Origin of the sequence: Pseudomonas sp. RL_105y_Pfl2_101, from assembly GCF_963970585.1 — a bacterium.
Taxonomy (GTDB): Bacteria; Pseudomonadota; Gammaproteobacteria; order Pseudomonadales; family Pseudomonadaceae; genus Aquipseudomonas.
Map to the genome: position 1 here is coordinate 17,572 of NZ_CAXAPG010000038.1, position 19,870 is coordinate 37,441.

16 protein-coding genes and 2 pseudogenes are annotated in these 19,870 nt (G+C 53.2%); 6 read left to right on the plus strand and 12 right to left on the minus strand.

The features are described from left to right. The first annotated feature begins 436 nt into the window (after window positions 1–436). Window positions 437–2,206 (plus strand): retron Ec67 family RNA-directed DNA polymerase/endonuclease, encoded by a 1,770-nt coding sequence (locus AACY31_RS25600; RefSeq protein WP_339505288.1) that lies wholly within the window; start codon window positions 437–439, stop codon window positions 2,204–2,206. A gap of 155 nt (window positions 2,207–2,361) precedes the next feature. On the opposite strand, the gene tnpC is transcribed toward AACY31_RS25600, so the two are convergent. The 5 genes from tnpC to AACY31_RS25625 form a co-directional block, all read right to left on the minus strand. After that, on the minus strand, window positions 2,362–3,894 hold the full coding sequence (gene tnpC, locus AACY31_RS25605; protein WP_339505290.1) for an IS66 family transposase: 1,533 nt from the start codon (window positions 3,892–3,894) through the stop codon (window positions 2,362–2,364). Between the two features lie 18 nt (window positions 3,895–3,912). After that, the gene (tnpB, locus tag AACY31_RS25610) at window positions 3,913–4,272 is read right to left on the minus strand and encodes an IS66 family insertion sequence element accessory protein TnpB (protein ID WP_339421382.1); all 360 of its coding nucleotides are present in this window, start codon (window positions 4,270–4,272) and stop codon (window positions 3,913–3,915) included. A gap of 360 nt (window positions 4,273–4,632) precedes the next feature. Then, window positions 4,633–5,466: a nucleotide-binding protein gene (locus AACY31_RS25615; RefSeq protein WP_339505291.1), complete on the minus strand. Its 834-nt coding sequence runs from the start codon at window positions 5,464–5,466 to the stop codon at window positions 4,633–4,635. A 457-nt stretch (window positions 5,467–5,923) separates the two neighbouring features. Then, complete coding sequence (locus AACY31_RS25620) at window positions 5,924–8,104, minus strand: hypothetical protein (RefSeq protein ID WP_339505292.1); 2,181 nt, start codon at window positions 8,102–8,104, stop codon at window positions 5,924–5,926. 1,068 nt (window positions 8,105–9,172) lie between these two features. Continuing rightward, window positions 9,173–10,384 carry a hypothetical protein gene (locus AACY31_RS25625; RefSeq protein WP_339505293.1) on the minus strand — a complete coding sequence of 404 codons (1,212 nt, stop codon included), beginning with the start codon at window positions 10,382–10,384 and terminating at the stop codon, window positions 9,173–9,175. Between the two features lie 376 nt (window positions 10,385–10,760). On the opposite strand from AACY31_RS25625, the gene ggt reads away from it, so the two are divergent. After that, window positions 10,761–12,617, plus strand: coding sequence for a gamma-glutamyltransferase (gene ggt / locus AACY31_RS25630; RefSeq protein WP_339505295.1), 1,857 nt, complete (start codon window positions 10,761–10,763; stop codon window positions 12,615–12,617). Here the strand turns inward: ggt and AACY31_RS25635 are convergent. The 4 genes and pseudogenes from AACY31_RS25635 to AACY31_RS29085 form a co-directional block, all read right to left on the minus strand. Continuing rightward, complete coding sequence (locus AACY31_RS25635) at window positions 12,599–12,832, minus strand: helix-turn-helix domain-containing protein (RefSeq protein WP_339477714.1); 234 nt, start codon at window positions 12,830–12,832, stop codon at window positions 12,599–12,601. The two genes, ggt and AACY31_RS25635, sit on opposite strands and share 19 nt — an antisense overlap. Before the next feature lie 7 nt (window positions 12,833–12,839). Then, window positions 12,840–13,400 (minus strand): DUF2975 domain-containing protein, encoded by a 561-nt coding sequence (locus AACY31_RS25640; protein WP_339477712.1) that lies wholly within the window; start codon window positions 13,398–13,400, stop codon window positions 12,840–12,842. A 90-nt stretch (window positions 13,401–13,490) separates the two neighbouring features. After that, window positions 13,491–13,922 (minus strand): methyl-accepting chemotaxis protein, encoded by a 432-nt coding sequence (locus AACY31_RS29080; protein ID WP_370873836.1) that lies wholly within the window; start codon window positions 13,920–13,922, stop codon window positions 13,491–13,493. Between the two features lie 108 nt (window positions 13,923–14,030). Then, window positions 14,031–14,906: pseudogene (locus AACY31_RS29085) on the minus strand (PAS domain-containing protein); the annotation flags it as partial. Between the two features lie 43 nt (window positions 14,907–14,949). On the opposite strand from AACY31_RS29085, the pseudogene AACY31_RS25650 reads away from it, so the two are divergent. From AACY31_RS25650 to AACY31_RS25660, 3 genes and pseudogenes are all read left to right on the plus strand, one after another. Further along, window positions 14,950–15,140: pseudogene (locus tag AACY31_RS25650) on the plus strand (short-chain fatty acid transporter); the annotation flags it as partial. A gap of 147 nt (window positions 15,141–15,287) precedes the next feature. After that, window positions 15,288–16,451, plus strand: a complete 1,164-nt coding sequence (locus AACY31_RS25655) for a hypothetical protein (RefSeq protein WP_339477708.1) — start codon at window positions 15,288–15,290, stop codon at window positions 16,449–16,451. 179 nt (window positions 16,452–16,630) lie between these two features. Further along, entirely contained in the window at window positions 16,631–17,158 is a 528-nt protein-coding gene (locus AACY31_RS25660; protein ID WP_339477706.1) for a lysine methyltransferase, read from the plus strand. A gap of 10 nt (window positions 17,159–17,168) precedes the next feature. On the opposite strand, the gene can is transcribed toward AACY31_RS25660, so the two are convergent. Next, window positions 17,169–17,813, minus strand: a complete 645-nt coding sequence (gene can / locus AACY31_RS25665; protein ID WP_339477704.1) for a carbonate dehydratase — start codon at window positions 17,811–17,813, stop codon at window positions 17,169–17,171. Between the two features lie 132 nt (window positions 17,814–17,945). On the opposite strand from can, the gene AACY31_RS25670 reads away from it, so the two are divergent. Then, a complete protein-coding gene (locus AACY31_RS25670; RefSeq protein WP_339505296.1) occupies window positions 17,946–18,347 on the plus strand; it encodes a serine kinase/phosphatase in 402 nt (133 codons plus the stop codon). Between the two features lie 160 nt (window positions 18,348–18,507). Here the strand turns inward: AACY31_RS25670 and rimI are convergent, their stop codons facing one another. Together rimI and AACY31_RS25680 are read right to left on the minus strand one after the other, a co-directional pair. Then, window positions 18,508–18,960, minus strand: coding sequence for a ribosomal protein S18-alanine N-acetyltransferase (gene rimI, locus AACY31_RS25675; RefSeq protein WP_047229376.1), 453 nt, complete (start codon window positions 18,958–18,960; stop codon window positions 18,508–18,510). Beyond that, a complete protein-coding gene (locus AACY31_RS25680; protein ID WP_339477700.1) occupies window positions 18,953–19,732 on the minus strand; it encodes an energy transducer TonB in 780 nt (259 codons plus the stop codon). Before AACY31_RS25680 ends, rimI begins: the two co-directional genes overlap by 8 nt. Window positions 19,733–19,870 lie beyond the last annotated feature (138 nt).

Here is a 19,870-nt window from a genome sequence, read left to right on the forward strand (position 1 = left end):
TGTGTAAAACTTTTTTGGCGCGACAGGTGCTCAAAACCGTACTGGAAATCGCCCTCCAATACGAGATCCACACCTGCCGACGGGCCAATAAATTTCAGATTTGACGTAGATACGCACACTTCAATTTTGGCGAAGCGTTTTTTACACACTATGGGCCAGAAGCGGACGTACAGCCATCTCCCTAGAGTCCGCTTACGTGGGCAGTGAAAATCTTGATCTTCAGACTACATCGGACCTTTTTCAAAGATTGATTTCGGATTCTACAGTTTGTTAATCTCGCTCTCGGCTTACGGGCAGATTTTGGATCGCGCATCGCGATCAGTGAAAAAATTGTCCGAAAGGATTGCCCTTGTGGTGACTTGTCGCTTCTTGACGGTCCTGGCACAGTGCGTAGGAGTGCCCGTAAGCCCCTTTCCTTTATCAAAAAAGCCAATCCATGAAAAAGATCAGTGCCTTGCGCCTAGCAAAGACTAAGCCAGACCTTGCATTGCTGATGGGTATTGATGCTTCGTTTCTGACAAATATTCTTTACAGGCTAAAACCAACAACTCAATACAAGAGTTTCACCATCCCGAAAAAAAGTGGTGGGGTACGTACTATCTATGCTCCGTCCGATGAGCTGAAGTCGATCCAGAGCGCTCTCTCCACTTTACTGCAAGACTGCATTCAGGAAATAAATGCTTCAAAGGGAACAAAATTTAAGTCGACTCTTTCCCATGGCTTTGTGCGTGACCGATCAATCTTAACAAATGCAATAAGGCATCTTAACCAAAGAAACGTCTTAAACATTGACTTGAAGGATTTTTTTGACCAGTTTAATTTTGGTAGGGTTCGAGGTTATTTCATATCAAACAAGATCTTTCAGCTTGATCCAGCCGTAGCGACAGTAATTGCTCAAATTGCTTGCTACGACAACAAGCTGCCTCAAGGAAGCCCGTGCTCTCCAGTTATAACAAATTTGATAACCCATTCGCTTGACATTAGGCTAGCATCGTTGGCACGGGATAACTCATGCACTTATACTAGGTATGCTGACGACATCACCCTATCAACGCGAAAAAAAGAGTTCCCAAATAATTTAACGTCGGATCGAGCATCTGGGTACATTATTGGAAGTAGGCTCGCAGCGGAAATCAAGCGCGCCGGTTTTAGTGTTAACCCTGCAAAAACTAGAATTCAATACAAAGATTCTCGCCAAGATGTCACAGGATTAGTTGTCAACAAAAAACCCGGAGTCAAATCTGAATATTGGCGAACCGTTAAGTCTCAGTGCCACACGCTATTCCAAACTGGTAAATTTTTAGAGAATAGTTCAAACCCACCACAAGCTGGTAATATTTTTGTATTGGAGGGGAAGTTAAGCTTTATAGACCAGATCGATTTCTTTAATCGAAAGCGAAGCAAGCCGCTCTTGAATCCGGAGTATGAGTTCTCGAAGCACGGATCGAAAACTAGAAAACTTCTAAATGGGAGAGAACGTACGTTCAGTAGGTTCCTTTTCTATAAGCATTTTTATGGCAATACTAAGCCCACTATTGTATGCGAGGGGAAGACAGACAACGTCTACCTGAAAGCTGCTATTAATAAGCGTGCAGCTGCGTTCCCAAGCTTGGCCAAGGCTAAGTCCGGGAACGCCCCATACGAGCTCCTTGTTCACTTTATCAATTATACTAACCGAACCAGATTCCTCCTTGAACTTTACGGTGGAACGCCATATTTAAAAGAGTTTATATTAGATTATGATGAGCACTTTAAATTTTACAAAGCGCCCATACCGACTCACCCTGTTATTATCATTCTAGATAATGACGATGGTTTTGGAAAAATTGAAGGTGCTTTAAAAGGCAAAAGGTACAATCCGACAGTTTTCCCTATCACCTCACCAATTACCGACTTTCGGAATGCAGAATTCATACATGTTGTACACAATCTTTATATTGTGCTTACACCACTGAAAGGCAAGACTAGTCAGAGCTCAATTGAAGACTTATTCACAAAAAAAATCAGAGCCACAAAACTTGGAGGAAAAATATTTAATAAACAAAATAAGACTGACAGTGACACTGAGTATGGCAAAGAGTATTTTGCGAGCAAGGTTGTGGCGCCTAACAAGCATAAGATAAATTTTTCCGGCTTCAACCCTCTTTTAGGGCGTATCAATCAATGCATTCAACATTTCGCTTCAGTGAAGCTGGTGAAGCCGTGAGGATTTTATAGTCGCAGAGCGTTATTACAGACACTTAGCTCAACTTATTCACGCTAACACCTAGGCGCTAGGCCGCCCGCAGTAGATGTCCCGAGCTTGCACAAAAGATCGAGTGCGATCCACAAACCCCACCTACCACAAGATGTAACCTCGGTTTACCGTGGCATCTGTGGCGAGCAGTTCCACGGCAGCAGCGCTTCGTAATCTTCTACTGACGAGGCGTGCGGCAATCGCTCCAGTACGTGGCGCAGCCACGTATAGGGCTCTTGGCCGTTGACCTTGGCTGTCTCGACCAAACTGTAGATCTGCGCACTGGCCGTGGCGCCTTTAGGCGTGTCACTGAACAGCCACGCCTTGCGCCCAATAACAAACGGCTTTATCGCACGCTCCGCCAAGTTGTTATCGATCGGCAAATGGCCGGCCTCCACATAGCGCTCCAACCGGCTCCAGTTGTTCGCCAGGTAATTCACCGCCTTGCCCAGCACACTTTGCGGCGTGACTTGGGACTGTGTTTTCTCCAGCCAACTTTTCAACTCGGCGAGTACCGGCAAGCTTCTCTCCTGCCGACCGATAAACCGCTGTTCATCGCAGGCATCCTTGAGCTCGCGTTCGATGCCATACAACTTGCTCATCATCGCCAGCACGATATCGGCGCGACCGGTCTTGCCCTTGGGCTGTACCTTCTGCGCTTCGACGAACTTGCGTCGCGCATGGACCATACACGCCAAACGCTCAACTCCGGGTTGCAACGCCAATGCGTTGTAACCCGCATAATCATCGGTCATCACGTAGCCGCGATAGTCGCCGAGCAGGCGCAACGGCACCTCCTGCGCTCGGCTGGTGGTGTAGTCAAAAAGGATCACTGGCCGCTCTGGCGGGCCGCTGGCTTGCACCCACATCCAGGATTGGCTGGTCGGGTCTCGATCCGGTTCCTTGAGTACCTGGACGCGGGTTTCGTCGCAGTGGATCACCGGACTTTCCAGTAATCGATCACGCATCAGGTTCAGCAGTGGCTGAAAGTGTTCACTGCACTGGATCACCCAACGCGCCAGGGTTTGCCGTGGAATATCGACGCCGTGTCGACTCAGTACACTTTCAAAACGATGCAGCGGCAGACCATCGACATACTTGGTGGTCAACAACATCGCCAGCACACTGGGGCTGGCCATGCTCTTTTCGATTATCTGAGCGGGTTTGTCAGCGGTGACCGGCGCGGTTTCACAACTGCGGCAACCGTACACTTTGCGGATGTGTTTGAGTACGCGGATCTGCATCGGCACGATCTCCAGCTGTTCGCTGGTTTCTTCGCCAATGACGTGTTTGCGACAGCCGCAGGCGCAGGTCAGTTCGTGCTCTGGAAGTTCGTGGATAACTTCGATGCGCGGCAAGTCAGTCGACAACGGCTTGCGCTTGCCACGGCGCTTGGTAGGAACAACGGCTTCTTCGTCAGACTCGTCGCAGACCGGAACAGCGAGACTTTCAGGTTCATTAAAGAGCGCGAGCTGTGGCGTCTGCGGATCGACGGTTTGTTCTGATTTACGCCCGAAAAAACGTTCACGCCATAGCCGGATCTGTTCTTTCAGATCAACAATCTGGTCTTTGTCCACCTGACGCTCACTGAGCATCTGCACAAGCATTTGCTTGAGCAGAACCGGATCATCGGGGAGGTCGTCGGGCATGGAAATCATGGCCCGGATTATATCCAACTACGCGACAAATCGCGGCGTCAAAACCTGATGTGGGCGGTTGCGCCACAAATCAAAACCGTCGAGCAGCCAGTTCAGTTCCTGAACCGTCAGCACAATGGCTTCATCCGTGTCGTCAGGGGATGTTTTAAATCGTTCGGATTCGAGGCGTTTGAGCCAAAGACAAAAGCCGTTGCGCTCCCAATAAAGGATTTTCACCCGATTACGGGAGCGATTCAGAAAAACAAAAAGCACGGGATCGAACACTGCCACTTTGATATCCAATTCAACCAGGGCGGCGAGGCCGTCGATGGACTTTCGGAAATCGACAGGTTTGGGGTAGAGATAGACTTTTTCGACCTTGGCGTCGGGACGCATCATGGTTGCGGGCTCCTGAGAGAAATCGGGAGCACAGCATCAGCTGTCAGCTATTCGTTTGGAATGTGGGGTTCGTGGAGCGGATACAAAAGATCTGGTCGGAACCGGTATTGATCACAAGGTTGGCATGGTGGATGGCGATAATCACCTGACGTTTCGCTTTTGCGGCTACGAAGAAATGGCCAACAAGCTACCGCATTGAGCTTCTTGCTTGCATAACGATTAAGCTAAGGGACGGGCTTCAGCCCGTCCAAGTTAGCGTGCGAACGGTTGGAAAAAGTTGCTTACATGCACTCCACTACAACACGATCGCTTTACGTTACCGTAGAAGCAGCCCCTAATAGCGAATTTTAGCGTTCAAATCTAAAACGGAATATCTGCATCGAAATTAACTGCATCTACCTTTTTATTTGCCTTGTGAAGATACTCCTCATTTTCCAACAAATAATCTATCCCGTCGGCAGTTATTGAAAATGCATAATATTCAGAGCCATTATACTCGTCATCTATAGCGATACTCTTATCTAGAAACCCGACCCTTTCCAATTTAATCGCCGCTAAACTCAGTATTCCTTGCTCAACCCCTTTCAGATCGTTGAATGTACTCCATACGGATACACCATCCGGTGAGCGAGCGTAGCTTTCAAGAACTTTCGCCAATAGACGATGCTCAACGTCGCCAAGTTTGTAATTGTATCCAGCCTTCCTGCGCGGCTTTGTCTGAATATTTAAATCCTGTGAAAGCAAGCCTAAATTTGCCACTTCCTTCTTGATTAGTACACATGGGTGATTTACAGCAGCCTCTAAATTTCCATCAGACCTTCCACCATTGTAATCTGCGGGTGTAAGACCCAAAAGATCAGTCGGAAAATGCAGCTCGGTGTCTCGAGGTTTAACTATGAAGCATCGCTCTTTACCTAGAGTACCGACAAACAGGCCAAGCTCAAAAAGCACATTATCTCGGACAATGTGCTTTTGTTGGTCTCTGATTTCCGCAATATCATCTGGTGTAAAAATGAAAATTGCGAAGTCCACTGATTCCGCCATTTTCACCAGAGAGTCAATCGTGTTCTGAGAGAGGTTAAACCCATGCTTCCAAACCGTTACCTCAGTCTGATGATCTAGGTTTACGTTGAATGCATCAGCCACATCCAAGCTTTCTACGGCTGACGCTATAAATATTCTAGGTTTTCTCATATGACCTCCTCAAATTTCGACTCAGGCTGACCGCTAACGTGAAGCTAACGGGCGGACAAAAGCGCAGCTTTTGGACGTCCAGCGAGCGAAGTGAGCGATAGTCAAGTGCATTGTTATACGTTGAACTGGCCAAGAATAAAAGTAAGCGCTCCATGAAGTACACCTACCGCTAGGTGCGGCTCTCGGTTGCGCATGGACCCTCCAACCCTTAGGGCTCCGAGCGACCTGGATAGTCAGGATGGCACAGCCCCTAGCTTACTTTAGCTCGGTTTACTGACCGCTTTAGGTGGATTTTTGAATGTCAGCGCCCTCAGCTTTGAGTCGATTACACCCATCGTGACAGGCAGAAATCGGCCGGAAGCTGTCGTTCACAAATCCAATCGATCAGCCTTGCTCTCCGAGGCGGAGCTCGCGCGAACGCATATCCCCTTGTTAGAATAAATTACATTGTCGCGAGCTAGGTGGCCTCATAGTTTAAGGCACGGACTTCTTTATAAAGTGAGATTAGATGTTCAATAGTCAAATCCAATATTGGCTCGTACATGAATGAATTTAGGTGAATGTTTGAGCTGACAGTAATGCTGACTTTTTCCAGTGTGCGTAGAGCTGAACCTACCGCGCCTAAATCTGAATATTCGTTAATGAGTGCACCAAACTGACTACTACATTCGCTCCAATAGCTCGCATCATTTTTGATTTTTCGAATCTCGGTAATTAAAAATATTTCCGCTTGAATTCGTATAGCAATGGATAACAGAACTTTATTTTCTAGATTCAATCCGTCATGCTCAACAAAATTACAAATCTCATTAGCATTCGTAAAAAGCAAATCTATTACAAACGAAGCATTGGTAACATCATGGCTGGTGCCAAAAAGCCTATTGTAAATTTCTAAATAATTACCAATCGTAATTCCGGCTGTGTCGCGCTTCCAGTGAAGCAGGCTAGTGAGTATTAAGTAGTCGCCGTCTGTATCTTCTTTCGTATACTCAATCAGGTTTCTAGTGAATGGGATGGTGGCACAAAGAATGAATTTGTCACTTGCCACTTTCGCCTTCCACTTCCCAATAAAGTAATTGTTTATTCCTTCGGCTTTAGTGAGACAAATTGAAGATTTGTTGCGATTGGCCATAAGACATCTTTCGCGGTGGACGAAATTGGTCGCAAGGGTTCGGAAAAAGTCGAAGTTATGGGTCAAAATTATCTGATGAAATCTGTGAGTCTTGCTTAGGTCTTCTAAGTACTGAATGATTGCATGTTTGTTTTTGTAGTCGAAAGAATCTGCAACATCATCGATAACAAATAACGTGTCTTTTTCGGAAGCTTTCCGAGCTTCAACATCAAAGATAAAATTAAGCAGATACAGTGCGCGTCTTTCACCCTGACTCAGAGTTTTTACTTCTTGGCGCGACCACTCTACAGTGTCCGCCCCCTCTTTGAAGGTGAACTTTAGCCGGGCTTTCTCTTTTCCTAAAGCAGCCTTTGCTTGGTTCGCTACCGAAAGCGTGAAAGGCATATCCACAAAACGGTCATTGAAAAGATCCACAGCAAGCGTCCATTTAGGGGCATCCTGCGCCGCAACAGTTTCAATGCAATCAATTTCTGTTTTGTTCGCTGCATACGACTCATAGTAAGCAGTCGCATCTGTGTTGTTCTGGATATAATTGATCCAAAGATCCTTTCGCAATTGCTCTTGGTTTTCTGGCCGTAGTTTATTGAGAAGTAGTTCCGTCTGCGACGCTGATTGGTTTTCAATAAGTTCAATTAATGCCTGTGTTTGTGCGTTTTTTGCAAGACTATTTTGAAGTGTCTTAAGTGTTTCGTCTCCATCAATGCGTGCATGAATCGCTTGAATTTTTTGGTCTAATTCGGCTTTATCTATGGAAGCTTCATCTCCTCTCAAGTGAACACGATGACCACCAGCAAAAAAACCTTGCTTGCTCAAAGTACCAAAGGATAACTCTGCTTTAACGGGGTTGAAAACGCCCTTTTGATATATTGTTCCAGATTGATCGAATAGATCCTGATAGCGCTTACTAAACTCATTGGCTTTAGAGATAAAACCTTCGCTTTTTAAAACATCAATCACTTTCGAGTCGAAAATAGTAGCGTATTCATAGGAGGCCAAGTCGCCCTCAATCGAAGATTCGTTTATTTGTTTTATGCAGGCCGACAAGTCCTTTTCATTAAAGTCTTTCAGTAGTGTTTGTTCAATGTCCGCCTGCTTTATCTTTGATCTTTTTTGGAGGGTTTTAGTCAGATTGACTTTTAGCTTGTCAAGACTTACTAGAAGCTCATCATATCTGGACTTGCTCTCTGGATTAATAAGGATGTCTGTTATGGCGGGGCTATCCTCTCTGATATCTATCTCAGACTTCAGGACATAGATAGAATCTTGTTGAATCGCTTCGCCATCAGACTCAATTACATGCAATGAAGGGCGCCCATACCTCTCTTCTATTGGTTTCTTGCCTTCCGCGACATCTTCAAAAGTCTTTGAAAAAGAAGTCTTCATAGAGCCGTTTGGGGCATAAATTGCGTATGCCTTAGATTTGATTTTAGCTGTGTCAAAATCGAAATTATAGTCTAGCGATGAAATACCATAACAATTGCTCAGGCTTATCTTAAGTTTTTTCATGATACGTCCTTGAAATCATTTTATGGAATGGTGATTGATCGACGTGATCGTTAACTTAGATGCTTACCTACAGCCTTTTCCCCAGCTTATTGGCCAGCCTAGCCTAAGAAGGTCAACCTTGAGCCATTTTCTTTCTGGTTCCACTACTCATATTAGGTCGTGCGGAGTCGCCGTCATGGTGTGGCTAGCCAAATTGGGAGACCTATTGGACTTTCCAGGGACCGCTTTTCGCCGGTAGCGGCCTGTCACACCACCGGGCTAATCGCTGATAGCTTGCTGACGCCTAGCAAAGTCTCATACCTAACTGCCAATCGTTGCTGATGGGCAGGCGAGAGTTCGACGAGAGCTTCTTTCCTGTTTATCGGTCTACTTCAGACCTCTGAAGCGTTACACCAGTTGGCTCGGTAACACTCCTAAAAAACTCATGCTCAAACACAGTGTTACGCCGATAATACCCAATAAATACAGGTAGTTATCGAAAACCGTTACACCAGTAACGTTCGTAACACTGCTTTTCAGAAGAATGCGTATTCCCCCGCTCCCCGGAAGCATCAATGCCACCAGCGAACTTCAGGAGCGGTTCCAAATTTTGCCGGGGACCCTGAGGTTTCTTTAAGACACGGGGTCAGAAACCCGCGTGATCGTGTTAGCGACAAAGTGCACAGCTTAGTGAACAGGTGAACCTGGTGAACTGGTGTTCACCTATGCATTTGCCCTCTCGCTTGGTGGCTCGCCGGGGACCCTGGACATTTCGAATGGGTACGGGGCAAAGAACCCGCAGCATCTTGTTAGCGACTGAGTTTTCTACGTCGGTTGACAGGTTGACGTGGTTGACAGCATCCCCAAGGTTGACCGGGTTCAACCGTTCACTATCAACAACGCAATGGCTCACCTTTACCGTTGCGGTAACGATCCCCTTTATTCGTCAGGATCCTTTCAATTTCAACGTCGAAATTTCAGTAAGCTGCAATCTCTGTCGCTACCAAGATCCCGCGGGTTTCCGACCCCGTGTTCTAAAGAATCTGCCAGGGTCCCCGGCGACGCCACAGGCTGTTAGCTAGCAAAGCTCTACTCCGTGCCGAGATCGAACGCCAGCAATGAGATGATGACATTCCTTTCGTTATCTTGTGGCAACGAGAAAATGTAACGATCACTAGTCTCATCAAGGCTCACAGGACCGCTCACATAACGCGGATGGTCTTTAATCAAAATTCGCATTTTTTCAACGACAGCGGTAAAGCCGGCATTACGATTGAACATCACAATGGCAGCCTTCGTGTCTCGCCACGTCAGATAGCTCAGCAATTGATCTATGGTTGCTAAAAATAGCTTGTCTCCACCCCAAATCTTGAATTCTGCAACGAATAAGTTCCCGCCGTCATGACGTATCAGCACGTCTGTTTTGCCCTGGTAGTTGAACGCTTCCCCAGAAGCGGTCCCAAAATGAGCATTGAGGGGAACCAAAAAAAGATCCCGCAGAGTTTCTTCGTCAAGCTTTCTGGTACGCGATGAGCTCTGCTCGATGCTATGGCCTGCACCTCTAACAAGACCAAGGATCGTCTCGTACTGTTTAAGATCGAGAGTCGGATCCGGGGGGCGAGCGGGCGTCATTGGAGGTAATTGGGGTATGACCTTCTGCTTGACCGTCGGAGGAATATAGCTGCGAGCATCACCTGGCTTCTCTTTGAGGCGAATCCCCATACCTGACAGCTTTGACGCGGTGTCCTTTTGCTCCAGCAGCTTGGTTCGTCGCGATGCTATCTCAGCCACAACAGCGTTAGATAACTGCTGTCTAAATCCAGCCCATTGCCGTCGGTGAGCGTCTAAATATTTCTCGATTGAAGCGAGGCGAGAGTCCAGCTCGGACTTGACGGTCTCTGGGGAAAGAGAGCGGTCAGAAATGGTAAAGGTCAGTAGCTGCGAACGCACCACAGCCTGAGGTGGCGACAGGTCATATGGGTTCGGACGCAGCTTGAATACGCCGGCCTCCCCTTCAAAGGGCACTTCAAAATCGTAAGCCTCTCCGGGAACAGTCCTCATCTCTCGATCCCAGCTAAAGTAAACCTGAACCTCTCTTTCGTGATGAGTGGCGACGATCCCTTCACGGACCAGGACTGGAATCTCAACGTCATATTTATCTATGAAGAAGCTCGCGAGTGCATCAGGGTCCGTTTCTAAAATTCGCTTTTCAGGAAGCTTGCTGATCTCAACGCAAACGGAGTTGATTTGAGCCGTCATCGCATCTGAGGCGCTGCCTCCGCTGAACAAATAATCATCCACGTCCCTGTAACCCATAACGCCCCCCGTCTCTGCGATCAAATTGGCATCAAAGCTAATCGCGATGGGATCAACAAGCAACGGCCGAGTAGCACAGGAATGCTACAGGATTCTAAAGCGTGTATGCCCACGTGTATGCCTAACAGAACAAGAACAAAAATAACCTAATAGATACTGGGCTTTATAGACCCGGTTCAAATGACTGTGTACCACCAAGTACTAAAAACGGCCTATCGAAAGATAGGCCGTTTTTTTATGCCTCGAGAAAAGTGCCTGCCCACTCAGGATTTGGTTGCACGCCCCTGAGGCGAGAGAGCTTGTTGATTTGCGCCATACGCCGCGCATCGCTACAGTCGATCCCCATACCCCAGGCCCACGGATGGAGCGACACGTGCTTACAGATCTGAAACCGAACCTTCATCGTCTGTCAGCCGTTTCGTTGCTGGCTGTCGCCCTGACACTCATCGCCTGTAAGGCCCCACCTTCCTCCACCGTCACACCGGCATTGCCCGCCCCGCCGGAAATCACCTCCGGCTACCGCACCGATCTGCAAACCCGTTACGCCGACAAGCACATGGCGGCCGCAGCCAACCCACTGGCGGCCGAAGCCGGACGGGAAATGTTGCGACGCGGCGGCTCGGCCATCGACGCGGCAATTGCAATGCAAGCGGTGCTGACGCTGGTGGAGCCGCAATCTTCAGGCATCGGCGGCGGTGCGTTCATTGTGCTGTGGGATGGCAAGGCCGTGCGCACCTATGACGGTCGCGAAACAGCACCGGCCGGCGCCACTGAAAAACTTTTCCTTCAAGCCGACGGCAAACCCATGCCGTTTACCGCCGCTCAGATCGGCGGCCGCTCCGTTGGCACCCCGGGGGTGTTGCGCGCGCTGGAACTGGCCCATCGCAAACACGGGCGTCTGGAATGGGCGAGGCTGTTCGAACCGGCTATCGCGCTGGCGGAACAAGGTTTCGCGATCTCGCCCAGATTGCATTCGTTGATCGCGACCGATCCGTCCCTGCCAGGCTCGCCGGACATGGCCGCCTACTTCCTGAACGCCGATGGCAGCCCGAAAGCCGTCGGCACGACGCTGAAGAATCCGGCATTGGCCGGGGTGCTCAAGCGCATCGCCAACGAAGGCCCGGACGCGTTGTACAAAGGGCCGTTGGCCGAGGAGATGGTCGCCAAGGTGCGCGGCCACGCCAATCCCGGCAGCCTTTCGCTCAATGACCTCCAGGGCTACGCTGCCCGAGAGCGTGCGCCGTTGTGCTCCGACTACAAGCGCTGGCAAGTCTGCGGCATGGCGCCCCCTTCTTCTGGCGGGATTGCCTTGGCGCAGATCCTCGGGACCTTGCAGGCCCTCGAACAGCGCGACAGCCGCAACGCGCTCGCGCCTTTGAAGCCCCTCAAGACCGATAAGCCCGCCGGCCTCGAGCCCGCGCCCGAGGCGGCGCACTTGATCGCTGAAGCGGAACGCCTGGCCTACGCCGACCGCGCCCAGTACGTCGCCGACTCGGATTTTGTCCCGGTGCCGGTCAAAGGCCTGGTCGATCCGAGTTACCTGGCCAGCCGCGCCAACCTGATCGGCCCACGCAGCATGGGTGTCGCCAAGCCTGGGACACCGCCGGGCATCCAGGTGGCCTACGCGCCGGACCGTTCGCCACTGCGCATTTCCACCTCGCAAGTGGTGGCGGTGGATGATCAGGGCGGTGCCGTATCCATGACCACCACGGTGGAGTCGGCGTTCGGCTCACACTTGATGGTCCAGGGTTTCATGCTCAACAACCAGATGACTGACTTCTCGTTCATCCCTGAAGAAAACGGGCAAAAAGTCGCCAACCGCGTCGAACCCGGCAAACGCCCGCGCTCGTCCATGGCGCCGACGCTGATCTTCGATCGTCAAAGTGGTGAGCTGCTGGCCGCTGTTGGTTCACCGGGGGGCTCGCAAATTATCGAATACGTCGCCAAGTCAGTGATTGGCCTGCTCGACTGGAACCTGGACCCGCAAACCGCCATCAACTTCCCCAACTTCGGTAGCCGCAATGGCCCCACCGAACTGGAAAAGGGCCAGATCAGCGCGACGCTGGTCAAGGCGCTGAAAGACAAAGGCCATGCTGTGAGCGAGATCGACATGAACAGCGGCACCCAGGCCATTGTCCGGGTGCGCGATGCGCAAGGGAAAACCTCACTGGCCGGCGGTGCGGATCCACGGCGAGAGGGTCAAGCACTGGGCGACTGATCGAGCTCGCTCTGAGGTTGATAGACCAGCAGATCCGCGGGCTGACATTGCAGATAGCTGCAAATGGCTTCGAGGGTCGCCAGGCGTATGCCCTTGACCTTTCCTTGTTTCAACAAGGAAAGGTTGGCTTCGGTAATGCCGATTGCAGCAGCAAGGTCCTTGGATTTGACCTTGCGCATGGCCAGCATCACATCGAGTTGGATAACGATGGGCATGAGAATCTCAAACGAATGTTCTGTTTTCTGAATCGACTTCACTGGCCTGGGACAATATCCGGGCAATGATCGCAATACAGGCGGCAAGAAATAGAGCAACGAAAGACGGCGCGGTAATACTGAAGGTAAGCAGTCGCTGGCCGACCGGCGCATTGATCGTCACCAGCAGGCTGAGAAACGGCTCGCAGATGAAGTCCAGCAGCACCCACAACGCCACCGCGCGCCCCGTATTCCCCAGATAAACCGCTGCTGCGTTGGAAAAGTATTGCCCTTGGGCATAGTGTTTGAAAAGCCTGCGCAAGTTGGTGAGCCCGACCGCCAGGGCCAGCAAGGGAATGCTCGTCAACAGTATCCCACCCAGGCGCTGCCACCCCGTCAACCGCAGCGCCTCTTCAGACAAGCTCGACAGCTGCCGTTCGGTGAGGGAAAACCCCAGGCCGTATCGCGAGGCTGAGGCTGCTTCAGGAAACAACCAGGCCGCCGCGTTGACGACCATCATCGATACCATGAAAACAAAGGTGATGGCTGCCATCCGTTGGCTGTACAGGGCAAGACGATTCGAGTGCATGTGAGACTCCAATAGAATATGGGAGCCCAAAACATAGCCAGAAAATTATCTAAAAACAATAATTAATATGTAAAAAACAATAATTATATCTTAAGTGGACAACTGATTGGCAAACTGGCTCACGGCATCGACCACCTTCTTGGCCCCGTCCTGGATCTCGACGATTACCGTCCCCGCCTCGGCGGCCAGGGCCAGGCCGTGCTCGGCCTGATGCTGGCCGTCGGTCATCAACGCCACGGCGTTGCGGGCCATGTCCTGGTTCTGGCGAACCACACCAACGATTTCATCGGTCGCCTGGCTGGTGCGCGATGCCAGTTGTCGCACTTCATCGGCTACCACCGCAAAACCGCGCCCTTGCTCGCCGGCCCGGGCCGCTTCGATCGCGGCGTTGAGCGCCAGCAGGTTGGTTTGTTCGGCGATGCCGCTGATGGTCTTGACGATGGTACCAATCACCAGGGATTGTTCATTCAGAGCCTCGATGCCTTCACCAGCGGTTTGCATGTGCCGGGCCAGGTCGCGCATCACGTCCACGGCCTGGGTCACCACCGTCGTGCCACGCTGGGCGGTGCTGTCCGTTTGCAGCGAGGTGCTGTAGGCGATGCTGGCTGCATCGGCGACGGCTTTTTCCTGATTGACCTGGTCGGTGATGTTGGTGGCGAACTTGACCACTTTATACAGTCGCTCGTTGGCATCGACCACCGGGTTGTAGGAGGCTTCCAGCCAGACCTCACGACCATTGCTGTCGATACGCTTGAAGCGGCCGGCCACGAACTCACCGCTGTTCAGGCGCTTCCAGAACTGCTCGTAGGCCGCGCTGTTGTATTCCTCAGACTCACAAAACATACGGTGGTGCTTGCCCTTGATCTGCGCAAGGCTGTAACCCATGGCGTTGAGGAAGCGATCATTGGCCGTCAGCACGTGACCGCCCAAATCGAATTCGATCACCGCCGTTGAACGCACCAACGCGCCGATGAGGTTTTCATGCTCACGAGAGGCCTCAATGGTGCGGGTCAGGTCATTGGAATACATCGAAAAATAGCGGATCCGCCCGTCAGCACCCCGTACGGGCTGGAGGATCGAACGCAGCCAGGCTTCCTGGCCATTGCCCCGCACCAGGCGCACGGCACCGGAAAAGTGCTCGCCACGGGTCAACGCCGACTTGAAGCGAACCTGGAACTCATTGGATTTCAAATATGCAGGAACCAGTTCATCCACAGGCCGGCCAATTAAGTCCTGGCTCTTGTAGCGCATCTCGTCGAGGAAGTTCTGATTGACCGATTGAATCCGTCCATCGGCATCCAGGGTGAGGCCAAGCATCTCGCGATCCAGGCTTTCCTTGACTTGCGCAAGGCTGGACAGTTCTTGGCGAAGAGCCAACAGCTCCTGCTTCAGGCGGTTGTTGAACATGGGCAGCTCCGACAGCAGGAGAATGAAATGCTGTCCCTTGCCATCGGCCCGGCGATTTTTTTCTAAAGAGCGCCGCGAGTCCCTATTGAAAATATTCATGGGTGCCCCTCGAACCCGATAAGCCTCCCATGGTCACTGGATTGTTCTATTGTTGCCGCTGATCGTGATTTCCCTGATTGTCACCTACGTCCCCGGGCCGAACAGCGCCCGTGACGCGGCCGCTTGATCGACCCGAGTTTTAGCATGCCGGCGTTGCTGCCCCGTACCCGCCCCGGGGAATGGCTGGAGCACCGTCCACTGCTGATCATCGCCCTGGTGCTGCTGGCCGTCGGACAACATTGAGCTATTTGCTAGCAGCGATGCCATAACGCCATAAAAAACGGTCGATATTTCCCTCGGCCCACTTTTTCTTCGGCCCGGTCTGTTTCAGTATGGGGGCGCCCTGTTTCGAGGGGCCCACACGCTGAAAAGGATCTGAGCATGTTCAAACTCGCAGTACTTCCTCTTGCTGCCCTGGCCGCCCTGAGCGCCACGGCTCACGCCGACGACATTGACGTACAACTTGGCAGCACCGAACGCGTCACTCGCCTCTTCGCCTACCCCAACAACTGCAACGTCATCTGCTTTCGCGACTGGACTCTGGAGCAGACCGTCGAGCATTACCTGACCCAAAGCGTACAGCGCGATGGCTACAGCACGGCCAAGGTCAGTGTCAAAAGCGACAACGATAAAGTTTATGCCCACATCAGCGGCGTCCCGAAGAGCTACGGCCAACCGCTCAAGGCCCTGCTCGACGCCGGGGACCTGGCGTACAACGGCGCCTCCAAACTCAACAGCGACAAGAAATGGTCCTATAACTGGTACCTGTTCCTGCCGCTGGGCATGGCCCTGGAAAACCGCAAGAGTGTCGAGTTACTGCACTTCCCGCCGGATTACTCCCTGACTCAGGCCCAGGACTACCTGGAGTCGGCCACCACCGACCGCTGGGCCACGCTACTGACCGTCAACGGCATTGCGGTTGAACAGACGCCGGCCTACCAGACCATCATCGACATCGCGCCCATCGCGGCGCCGTCCAATGCGGGCCAGACGCTGGAGGGGCTGTACGACTATTTCAACGATTACCAGACCACCATGGTCAAGCAAGTCACCCAGAGCGCCAGCGGGGGCACACTGCCGATGGTGGCCTTCGGCGCCCCTGTGCGTAACTGGATCAAGACCCAGTATGGCCAGACCGTGGGCGTGCTCGGCCTGGCAACCATCACGCCGACTGCGGGGGTCAAGGTGCCGGTCCTGGGCTCCAACCACCCAAGCTATATCTGGTACGCCGCCGACAAGGACAACTACGACGGTGACGAAGCCAAGGCGGATGCCGCCGGCTTGAAAGTCATGGGTCAGGACCTGAGCGCTGCATGCTGGCAGGCCGGCATGGGCAGTAAGCCGGGCACCGACCCGAACACCCTGCTGAACCAATGCACGCAGACCTGGCAGGTCATGCAGAAGGAGAAAACCTGCGAATTGTTCTACACCTCGGTTCGCAAACTGAGCGAGGAAGACGCGGCGAAAAAATGCGAAACACCGGCGATCAAGTCGCAACTTCCGCAACTGAAGGTGCCTATGCCGCTGCCTGCCGAGGCGGTCTAAACCTTGAGGCGCCTTCCCGCGTCGGCTTGCGCTGACGCGGGAAAGCGCCTTTGGCACCTGTCAGAGTCGACAGTAGATGAAACCCCCGACTTGGGCGAAGCTATCCTGGTTTTTTCAACGACCGCCGGCAGGATCGCCAGCGCCAGAAAGTCGAGTGTTTATCACCGACAAGGACTGTCATGAGCATGTTCATCACAGATAGCGACTGTTCACAGCACCGGGATTGCATCTACCCGGAAAAGCAACTCAGTACCCGCCTGGGCTACCCTTGCGTGCGTGATTTCGAAGTGCGTAGCACGACCGATGGCCGTGGCAACGGCATCATCGCCCGCAAACCATTCGCCCCCATGGAGAGGATGTGCAGGGTATCGGGGCTGCTGGTCAGCCGACGGCGCCTGCACACGCTGCAGATCCTGCCGGACGTCCACATGTATGACCCACGCTTCACCGGACTGCTGCTGCATTCCTGCAACCCGAATGTCTTCCTCGACATGAGCGAACTGTGGCTGTGGTCACTGGCCCGTATCGATGAAGGTGACTGCCTGACGATGGACTACGCCAGTACCGAACAGAAACTGTATCGACAGTTCGCCTGCCGGTGCGGTTCGTCCAACTGTCATGGCTGGATTACCGGCTATGACGAACCGCCCAATGAGCAGGGAATGAAGTTTCTACGGCACTGGCGCCGTCAATGTCACCGCGACTGACGAACCAGACTCAGGGCGCCCCGACCGGACGCAGCCGATACTGCGACGGCAACTGTTCGAAACCGCTGATCGTAGTGTCCAGGCTCTTCCAGCGTCCGTCCTTGATGCCGTAGATGCAGCCATGAATCGACAGTTTCTGCCCGCGGTGCCAGGCGTTCTGCACGATGCTGGTATGGCCGACGTTCGCCACCTGCTGGATCACGTTCAGCTCGCACAGGCGGTCGACACGTTCCTCCTCGGTCGGCAATTGGCCCAACGCCTCGCGATGCTCGTAGTACAGGTCGCGAATCGAGCGCAGCCAGCCGTCGATAAGACCCAGTTGCCGGTCCTGCATCGAGGCACGCACACCGCCACAACCATAATGGCCGGTGACCAGGATGTGTTTGACCTTGAGCACGTCCACCGCGTACTGGATCACCGACAGGCAGTTGAGGTCCGTGTGCAGCACAACGTTGGCCACGTTGCGGTGTACGAACAGATCGCCCGGCAGCATGCCGACGATCTCGTTGGCTGGCACCCGCGCATCGGAACAGCCGATCCACAGGTATTCCGGGGTTTGCTGACGAGCCAGCTTGGAGAAGAAGTCAGGATCTTCCTGCTTGATCGCATCGGCCCAACGCGCGTTGTTATCAATCAGATCTTGTAATTCGTTCATGCTGTCTAGCCTCGATTGAGAGTGCGCAACTGTGACAAACGACCGCCGGTCGAGGTCACGTCGGCGATGCATTGGAATTCCTGGATGCACTGCCGGTCGACACCAGTAAGGCCCACAGTATGAGGAATTGCCATGAATGATTCACGACGCCCCTTTGATGCGATGCAACCGGAACCCATCGACGACAACGAAGATCGCATGGGCTCGATGCATGAGTTGGAATTCGACGACGAACAACCCAGCGCGAAAATCGGCGACGAACTGCCGAAAAACCAACGCGAGCACTTGTTGCCTCGTGAACGCGTGCGTGAAGCAGGTATGACGGGTGCCTCGACGGATGATCACCAGCCGACCGATGACGACATGAGCCCGGAAACCCTCATCCACGAAGACGGCGCCCGGGATGCCTTTGAGGGCGACGACGAGCGGGCGGACTGGGACCTGAGTGTGGTGAGTGAAAACGATATTGGTGGGGGCGATGGACTGGACGAAGCGGAAATGGCCGATATCGATCCGCTGGATGGCAAGCGTTGACCCGACCCAGTGGGAGCGAGCCTGCTCGCCAAAGCGGTGGGTCAGCTTGTATCAAATGTCGGATGTGCCGAAGCCATCGCGTGCAGGCTCGCTCCCACAGTGGTTTTGTGTATGACCTCAGGTTTGATGTACCCCACCAATACTCTGTGGGAGCGGCGCTTCAGTCCACCAAAGTACACGCCATGACCACCGCATCCTCACGCCCACCCACCGCCGGGTAGTAATCCCGGCGCCGGCCCACTTCATTGAAGCCATAGCGCTCATACAGCCGGAACGCCGTGCGGTTGCTGTCGCGCACTTCCAGAAAGCACTCCCGGGCCTCGGCCTTGTAGGCAATCGACATGAGGTGCTCCAACAGTCGCAAGCCCAGGCCACGGCCCTGGTTTTCCGGTTTGACGGTAATGTTGAGCAGGTGCGCCTCATCCAGGATGATCTGCACCACGCCATGACCCACTTGCTGCTGACCTTCGAACATCAGCCAGATCTGGTATTTGCCCAACCCGTCGAGAAAGATCCCGCGGGTCCAAGGGTGGCTGTAGGCGGCGTATTCGATTTTCAGTACAGCGTCGAGGTCTGCCTCGGTCATCGGGCGGAACGATACAGCGTCACTCATTCGATTCTTTCCAGCGCGCCATCAGCCGGCGCATGGCTTGCCAGACATCAGCCTTGCGCTGTGGCGTTTCCATTAACAGTTCCAACCCGGGCAACGCCCAGGCCGAGCCCAGGCCTTCGACCTGCAGTTCACGATTGAACGCTTCGGCATCCGCCTCGCCGGCAAACTTCACCGCCGGCAGGCCGATCAGCCACAGGCACACGCAGGTCTCGTCTTCGAGGCGCGCCGAAACGAACCCCTGGACGAAATCCCGCGCCGCTTCGGGCCCTTGGTCCATGGTGCCGCGGGACAACAGCGGCCAGCGCACCGGTTCGCCAATGATCTGCGGGCTGTCCGGCAGACCGGCGGCGCGCAGCATGTCCTTGAGCAGCAAATAGGCGGGATCGCGGCTTTGAAACGGCTCGCCCGTGGGCAACTCCACCAACAGCAGGCAACGCCCGGCCCGCAGCAGTTGCAGGGCGAAACGCGGCGGGGCGACGTAGGGAGCCTTGGGTGGGGCCTCGACAACCTCTTCCACCGGCTTGGCGTTGGTACGGGTCGAGGCCAGGCTCGGACGCGGCACTTCGATTTTCGGCCGATCGACCACGGGAGCCACCGGCTCGACAACCGTCTTGGCCACAGGTGCGGTCACGACCGGCGCGATGTACTTGGGCTCGGGCGCTTCCAGCAGCTCGGGCCGCGACGGGGCGGCGAACGGCAATTCGGTACGCGGCAGCCAGTTGACCACCTGCATGGCGGTCAGATAGGCGCGGCGACGGGACTCGATAAGCAAGGGTCGGCCACTTGTGGATAACTGAAAGTGGGAGGGATTCTACCGCCCTTCGAGGCGGATCGCTCCCCTGTTGAGCCAATAGTTGATCGATCGCCAACGACAGTCTGTCCAAGGGGTGAATCGCAACCGGCCCGATGC

Bases quoted from the DNA above. Each gene is read 5' to 3' on its own strand.
- AACY31_RS25635 (WP_339477714.1), bottom strand. From the start codon at position 12,832: ATGCCCATCGTTATCCAACTCGATGTGATGCTGGCCATGCGCAAGGTC.
- ggt (WP_339505295.1), top strand. From the start codon at position 10,761: ATGGAGCGACACGTGCTTACAGATCTGAAACCGAACCTTCATCGTCTG.
- can (WP_339477704.1), bottom strand. From the start codon at position 17,813: ATGAACGAATTACAAGATCTGATTGATAACAACGCGCGTTGGGCCGAT.
- AACY31_RS25620 (WP_339505292.1), bottom strand. From the start codon at position 8,104: ATGAAAAAACTTAAGATAAGCCTGAGCAATTGTTATGGTATTTCATCG.
- tnpB (WP_339421382.1), bottom strand. From the start codon at position 4,272: ATGATGCGTCCCGACGCCAAGGTCGAAAAAGTCTATCTCTACCCCAAA.
- rimI (WP_047229376.1), bottom strand. From the start codon at position 18,960: ATGAGTGACGCTGTATCGTTCCGCCCGATGACCGAGGCAGACCTCGAC.
- AACY31_RS25655 (WP_339477708.1), top strand. From the start codon at position 15,288: ATGTTCAAACTCGCAGTACTTCCTCTTGCTGCCCTGGCCGCCCTGAGC.
- AACY31_RS25670 (WP_339505296.1), top strand. From the start codon at position 17,946: ATGAATGATTCACGACGCCCCTTTGATGCGATGCAACCGGAACCCATC.
- AACY31_RS25660 (WP_339477706.1), top strand. From the start codon at position 16,631: ATGAGCATGTTCATCACAGATAGCGACTGTTCACAGCACCGGGATTGC.
- AACY31_RS25615 (WP_339505291.1), bottom strand. From the start codon at position 5,466: ATGAGAAAACCTAGAATATTTATAGCGTCAGCCGTAGAAAGCTTGGAT.
- AACY31_RS29080 (WP_370873836.1), bottom strand. From the start codon at position 13,922: ATGCGCGACCTGGCCCGGCACATGCAAACCGCTGGTGAAGGCATCGAG.
- AACY31_RS25640 (WP_339477712.1), bottom strand. From the start codon at position 13,400: ATGCACTCGAATCGTCTTGCCCTGTACAGCCAACGGATGGCAGCCATC.
- AACY31_RS25600 (WP_339505288.1), top strand. From the start codon at position 437: ATGAAAAAGATCAGTGCCTTGCGCCTAGCAAAGACTAAGCCAGACCTT.
- tnpC (WP_339505290.1), bottom strand. From the start codon at position 3,894: ATGATTTCCATGCCCGACGACCTCCCCGATGATCCGGTTCTGCTCAAG.